The organism is Corallococcus sp. 4LFB, assembly GCF_046520365.1.
Lineage (GTDB): Bacteria > Myxococcota > Myxococcia > Myxococcales > Myxococcaceae > Corallococcus > Corallococcus caeni.
Genome location: NZ_JBKGHJ010000521.1, coordinates 1 through 5,417 on the forward strand (window position 1 = coordinate 1; position 5,417 = coordinate 5,417).

Annotated in this window: 6 protein-coding genes; 1 reads left to right on the forward strand and 5 read right to left on the reverse strand. The window is 72.2% G+C overall.

From position 1 onward, the window contains the following. The 5 genes from ACLEQD_RS35790 to ACLEQD_RS35810 all read right to left on the reverse strand — a co-directional run. Positions 1–591, reverse strand: a 591-nt coding sequence (locus ACLEQD_RS35790) for an Hpt domain-containing protein (RefSeq protein ID WP_410390308.1), incomplete at its 3' end; no start/stop codon positions are given. Then, entirely contained in the window at positions 588–2,402 is a 1,815-nt protein-coding gene (locus ACLEQD_RS35795; protein ID WP_410390310.1) for a methyl-accepting chemotaxis protein, read from the reverse strand. The genes ACLEQD_RS35795 and ACLEQD_RS35790, both read right to left, overlap by 4 nt. Beyond that, complete coding sequence (locus tag ACLEQD_RS35800; protein ID WP_410390312.1) at positions 2,399–2,767, reverse strand: protein CrdC; 369 nt, start codon at positions 2,765–2,767, stop codon at positions 2,399–2,401. Before ACLEQD_RS35800 ends, ACLEQD_RS35795 begins: the two co-directional genes overlap by 4 nt. A 4-nt stretch (positions 2,768–2,771) precedes the next feature. Next, positions 2,772–3,206 carry a chemotaxis protein CheW gene (locus ACLEQD_RS35805; protein WP_410390314.1) on the reverse strand — a complete coding sequence of 145 codons (435 nt, stop codon included), beginning with the start codon at positions 3,204–3,206 and terminating at the stop codon, positions 2,772–2,774. A gap of 23 nt (positions 3,207–3,229) precedes the next feature. Then, entirely contained in the window at positions 3,230–3,979 is a 750-nt protein-coding gene (locus tag ACLEQD_RS35810; protein ID WP_410390318.1) for an OmpA family protein, read from the reverse strand. A gap of 177 nt (positions 3,980–4,156) precedes the next feature. On the opposite strand from ACLEQD_RS35810, the gene ACLEQD_RS35815 reads away from it, so the two are divergent. Further along, a partial coding sequence (locus tag ACLEQD_RS35815; RefSeq protein WP_410390316.1) for a sigma-54-dependent transcriptional regulator occupies positions 4,157–5,417 on the forward strand: 1,261 nt, incomplete at its 3' end.

A 5,417-nucleotide genomic window follows, 5' to 3' on the forward strand; every position in this document is an offset into this window, starting at 1 on the left:
GGCGAGGAATTGCGATGCGGCGGTCGCCGGGGAGGCGCCTCCTGCCGGCGCGTCCGGGCGCGAGGCCGGCACGCCCCAGTGCGCGGGGACCACCACGCCTCCCGACGGCTCCCGGCGCTCCGGCACGAACAGGTGCGAGGCGCCCTGCGTCCCCTCTCCCTTCGCGGCCCGGCCGCCCTCGTCCGGACGGGAGGCTCCCGGCGACCGCGCGGACTCCACGACGACCTGCTGCTGCAGCGTCGCCACCAGCGTCTCCACCGCCAGCAGCGGCTCCCCCGCCTGGAGCGCGCCCGACAGCGCGAGCACCGTGTCCGCCGTGGCGAGCAGCGCGTCGGTGGACTCCGAGGACAGGCGGTAGCGCTGGGGCTCCGCGCACCGGACCAGCTCCTCCATCTCGTGCGCGAGCGTGTTGATTTCACTGAAGCCCATCATCCGGGCCTCGCCCTTGAGCCCGTGCAGCTCGCGCAGCACCCGCTGCCCGGCCTCCAGGTTGCCCCCGGACTCCAGCTCCATCAGGGAGCGGTTGATGCGCTCCAGACGGACCGTGACCAGGTCGCGGAACTGCTTGAGGAGCCGTTCGCTGGGGTTCACCCGCCGTCCCCCTTGCGCAGGGTCGCCTGGTGGATCTGGAAGCGCTCCACCACCCCGCGCAGGTCCTGCGCCAGCCCCAGCAAGTCGCCGTTCGCCGCGCCCACCTGCTTCGTCGCGTTGAGGCTCTGCTGGGTGATGCGCAGGATGTCCGCCATCGTGTCCGCGAGCTGATCCGTGCCCGTCTGCTGCTGCTGCGTGGACCGGGAGATGATCCGCACCGCGTCCGACGTCTGCCCCGCCAGGCTCACGATCTGCCGCAGCGACTCCGACACCTGCTCCGCCAGCCCCGTCCCCGTCTCCACCGCGCGCACCCCGCCGCCCGTCACCGTCACCGCCGCGGCGGAGGCCTCGCGCACCTCCTCGATGAGCCCTTCAATCTCCTTCGTGGACTCCAGCACGTTCTCCGCCAGCCGGCGCATCTCCGCCGCCACCAGCGAGAAGCCCCGCCCCACCTCGCCCGCCTTCGTCCCCTCCAGCTCCGCGTTGAGCGCCAGCAGGTCGGACTTGTCGGCGATCTCGTTGATGAACTCCACCACCTTGCCAATCTGCTGCACGCGCTTGTTGAGGCGCACCACCGCTTCCGCGATGGCCTCGTTGTCCTCCTTCATGCGCTGCATGGCGCCCAGGAAGGCGGTGGCGCCGCGCTGGCCGGACTGCGCCGCGCCGAAGGTCGTCTCCGCGATGGCGGACACGGACTCCGCGTTGTCGGCGATCTGCTGCGCGGACCGGGCCAGCTCCTCCGTGGTGGCGCTGGTGGCGTTGAGCGCGCCGGCCTGCTCGTCCGCGCCCACCTCCTGCTCCGTGCTGGTGGCCACCAGCTGCTCCGTCGTGGAGGAGATTTGGATGCCCGCCCGCTTGAGCTGCGACAGGGCCTGCACCAGCTGCACCTGCATCTGGGTGAAGGCCGCGGAGGTGGCCCACACCTCGTCCTCGGCGTGGATGACGCGCGGGGGCCGCACCTCGCCGCGCGCGATGCGCGTCGCGTCCTCGGTGATGGCGCGCAGGGGCTCCGACAGCGCCGTGCCCGCGAGCGCCGCGGTGCCCAGGATGAGCAGCGTCACCAGCCCCGAGATGAGCCCCAGCGGCGGCCCCCCGCCCTCGCGCGCCCGCGCCATCACCTCCGCCCGCGCCGCCGGCGTGGTGGCCTGGGCCCACGCGTCCACCACCGTCACCGTGCGCGTGAAGGCCACGTCCAGGATGAAGAGGGACGGGCTCAGGACCGCGATGGCGGTGAACACCACCAGGCGGCGGCGGATGTGCATGCGCCGGGGCGGCAGCGCGGCCAGCACCTCCAGCGGCGACAGCCCCAGCTCCACCAGCCGCTCCAGCGTGGCCCGCGCGCGGCGCACCACCATCAGGTAGACGAGCATCGCGCTCAAGGGGCCGATGGACAGCCCCAGCACCGTCACCCGCACGCCCTCCGTCCACGGCACGTGCGCCAGCAGGGGGAAGGCCAGCGCCACCGTCAGCGTGCCGCCCAGCCACCCCTGCATCACGAACCAGAAGCTGCGGCCGGGGATGGCCGCCACCTCCTGGACCGCCACCAGCAGGTGCTCGGACGTGACGGGCAGCCGTCCCTCGCCCAGCGCGAACAGCGTGCGCAGGGCCCGCGTGTCGCGCGCGTACCCCACGCTGATGAACAGCGCGAGCGCGCAGAACATCAGCCCCGTCAGCGGCGTGCGGCCGGCCTCCGGCAGCGTGTGCGACAGGTGGATGTGCAGGAACGCCACCCCCACGCCCAGGCAGCTGCCCGGGATGCGCGGCCGCGTCGTCCAGCGGCCCAGCGCGCGAAGCTCCGGCGGCGGCGTCATGCGCCCTCCGCGGCCAGGTCCAGCAGGTAGCGCTGGAAGTCCTCCAGGCGCAAGAGCGGCCAGAGCACCCCGCGCGTCAGCACGAAGCCGCGCAGGCTGCCCCCGGAAGCCCCGGCCACCACCGGCGAGGGCGGCAGCACCGACAGCACCTCCGAATCAATCTCCAGCCCGTCCACGCCCACCGTGCCCCCGGTGGCCGTCACGAGCACGCGCTGGGCACCGCCGGCGCCCTGGAAGGCCCGGTGGGCGGACACCATGCCCGCGTCCGGCGCGGCGATGGAGGCCACCTCGCCCGCCTCGAAGGCGATGCGGTGCGGCCCCACGTGGCACAGGAGCGTCCCCTCGACCCGGCCCGCGGGAAGCATGGGGCTAGCCGCCCTGGCTGAGGTGGTCGAAGAGGCCTTCCGGGTCGATGACGGCCACGTCGCGCGCGCCGCTCTTCACGGGGCCGCGCAGGTGGACGTGCACGCCGGAAGGGCCCAGGGGCTCCAGCGGTCCCATGAGCGCGGACACACCGGCGACGTTGCTGGCGGTGAGGGCCAGCGTGCCCCGGGACAGCCGCACCAGGACGGCGCGGCGGGACCCGGCGGTGAGCCCGCCCACCAGCAGGCTCATGTCCACGACGGGGATGACTTCACCCCGGTGCGCGAACACACCCAGCAGGTGGGGCGGGGAACCCGGTACCCGCGTCAGCTCGGGGAAGGTGACGACCTCCGCCGCGGCTTCCGCGGGCACCGCGTACCAACTGCTTCCACACGCGAAGACGAGATAGGACTGGCGTGTTTCCGACTCTAGGGCGGCCATGCGCCCCAGAGCCTACCCCAGAACTAGCGCTGGAACTCCACGCGGCGGTTCTCCGCCCAGCCTTCCTCGGTGGACGCGCTGGACACCGGGCGGGTCTCACCATAGCCCACCGTGGACAGCCGGTTGCCCGGCACGCCCAGGTCGGTCAGGTAGCGCTTCACGGCCGCGGCGCGGCGGTTGGACAGCTGGAGGTTGTACTCCTCCGTGCCGCGCTCGTCCGCGTGGCCGCCCAGGGTGATCTTGCCCTGGCTGGCCTTGATGCAGGCCGCCAGCTCCCCCAGGCGCGACTGCGCGCTGGAGTCCAGGGTGGCCTCGTTGAAGCCGAAGTGCACCGGCGAGTAGTCGCAGCGCGAGGAGGCGTCCGCCGTCACGCACTTGCCGGACTGGCACTCCTGGCCCTCACCGCAGTCGGTGTTGGCGGAGCAGGTGTCCTTGGGGGCCTGGCAGCGGCCGGCCTCGCACTTGCCGCCGTTGCACGTGGAGTCGTCCTTGCACTGGGCCTCGGCGCACTTGCCGGCCTCGCAGATGCGGCCGGTGCCACAGGCCGCGTCCGTGGTGCACTCCGGCGGCTTGGGCGCGCACTTGTTGGCCTGGCAGGTGAAGCCCTCACGGCAGTTCGCGTCCGTCGCGCACTCCTGGCACTGGCCCTGGACGCAGACCTCGCCCTTCTCCTGGCACTGCTCGTCGTTGTTGCACTTGGGGTAGGTGGGCGGGCACCCGGTCAGCACTGCCACGGCGAGGGCAAACCCGGCCCAAAGCGAAATCCGACGCATCATTCCTCCACAGCAACCACGGGAAAAGAGAGGCCCACAGGGAGGCGGGCCAGGGCCTGTCGCGTGTAGTCGGACCCACCGGGGGGAGTCAAAAGATTTGTCCTTTCGCTGCGCCTCCGTGCGGCACGAGACGCTTGATGCTCCGATTATTTCCGTGAGAGTGTGAGCAGTTTGCCCATGCCCGCCGCCGTCCTCATCGTCGATGACGAAAAAAACATCCTCCTCACCCTGAGCCAGTCGCTGCAGCTGGCCGGCTACCGCACGGAGCTGGCCAGCAGCGGGCAGGTGGCGCTGGACGTGGTGAGCGCGCGCCCCGTGGACGCGGTGTTGATGGACGTGAAGATGCCGGACATGGACGGCCTCACGGTGCTCTCGAAGCTCACGGCCCTCAAGCCGGACCTGCCCGTCATCATGATGTCGGGCCACGGCACCATCGACACGGCGGTGAAGGCGACGCAGCTGGGGGCGCGCGACTTCCTGGAGAAGCCCCTGGCGAGGGACCGGCTGCTGGTGGCGCTGCGCAACGCGCTCAAGCACCAGGCCGCCATGGAGGAGCTGCAGGAGCTGCGCGCGCAGCTGGGCCGCTTCGACATGGTGGGCGGCGGGCCCGCCATGCAGCGCATCTTCTCCCTCATCCAGCGGACGGCGCCCAGCGAGGGGCGCGTGCTGATCACGGGTGAGAACGGCACCGGCAAGGAGCTCATCGCGCGCGCGCTGCACCAGCACTCCCGGCGCAAGGGCGGGCCGTTCGTGAAGCTCAACTGCGCCGCGGTGCCGCACGACCTCATCGAGAGCGAGCTGTTCGGCCACGAGAAGGGCGCCTTCACCGGCGCGGTGAGCGTGCGGCGCGGCAAGTTCGAGCTGGCGCACGAGGGCACCCTCTTCCTGGACGAGATCGGCGACATGCCGGCCGCGATGCAGTCGAAGCTGCTGCGCGTGCTCCAGGAGGGAGAGCTGGAGCGCGTGGGCGGCGCGGAGACGCTCAAGGTGGACGTGCGCGTCATCGCCGCGACGAACAAAAATCTGGAGAAGGAGATCGCCGCGGGGCGCTTCCGCGAGGACCTCTACTACCGCATCAACGTCGTGCAGATTCACTCCCCGCCGCTGCGCGAGCGCCGCGAGGACCTGCCGGACCTCATCGACACCTTCCTGCGCGAGGCCTGCGCGAAGAACGGGCGGCGGCCGCTGGCGCTGTCGCCGGACGCGCTGGCGGTGATGAGCGCGTATGACTACCCGGGCAACGTGCGCGAGCTGCGCAACCTGGTGGAGCGGCTGGCCATCCTGTGCGAGGGGCCCGTCGTCTCGCGCACGGACGCGCTGGAGCTGCTGCCCCGGGGCCGCCCCCTGCCCCCCATGCCCGAGCCCACCGTGGGCGGTGACGTGCCCGCCTCTCCGCTGGCCGCCGGGACCGTCCCCGCCGCCGGGCCCGTCACCGAGC

Excerpts from the sequence above, each read along its gene's own strand:
- ACLEQD_RS35795 (WP_410390310.1), bottom strand. The coding sequence starts at position 2,402 with ATGACGCCGCCGCCGGAGCTTCGCGCGCTGGGCCGCTGGACGACGCGG.
- ACLEQD_RS35800 (WP_410390312.1), bottom strand. The coding sequence starts at position 2,767 with ATGCTTCCCGCGGGCCGGGTCGAGGGGACGCTCCTGTGCCACGTGGGG.
- ACLEQD_RS35805 (WP_410390314.1), bottom strand. The coding sequence starts at position 3,206 with ATGGCCGCCCTAGAGTCGGAAACACGCCAGTCCTATCTCGTCTTCGCG.
- ACLEQD_RS35810 (WP_410390318.1), bottom strand. The coding sequence starts at position 3,979 with ATGCGTCGGATTTCGCTTTGGGCCGGGTTTGCCCTCGCCGTGGCAGTG.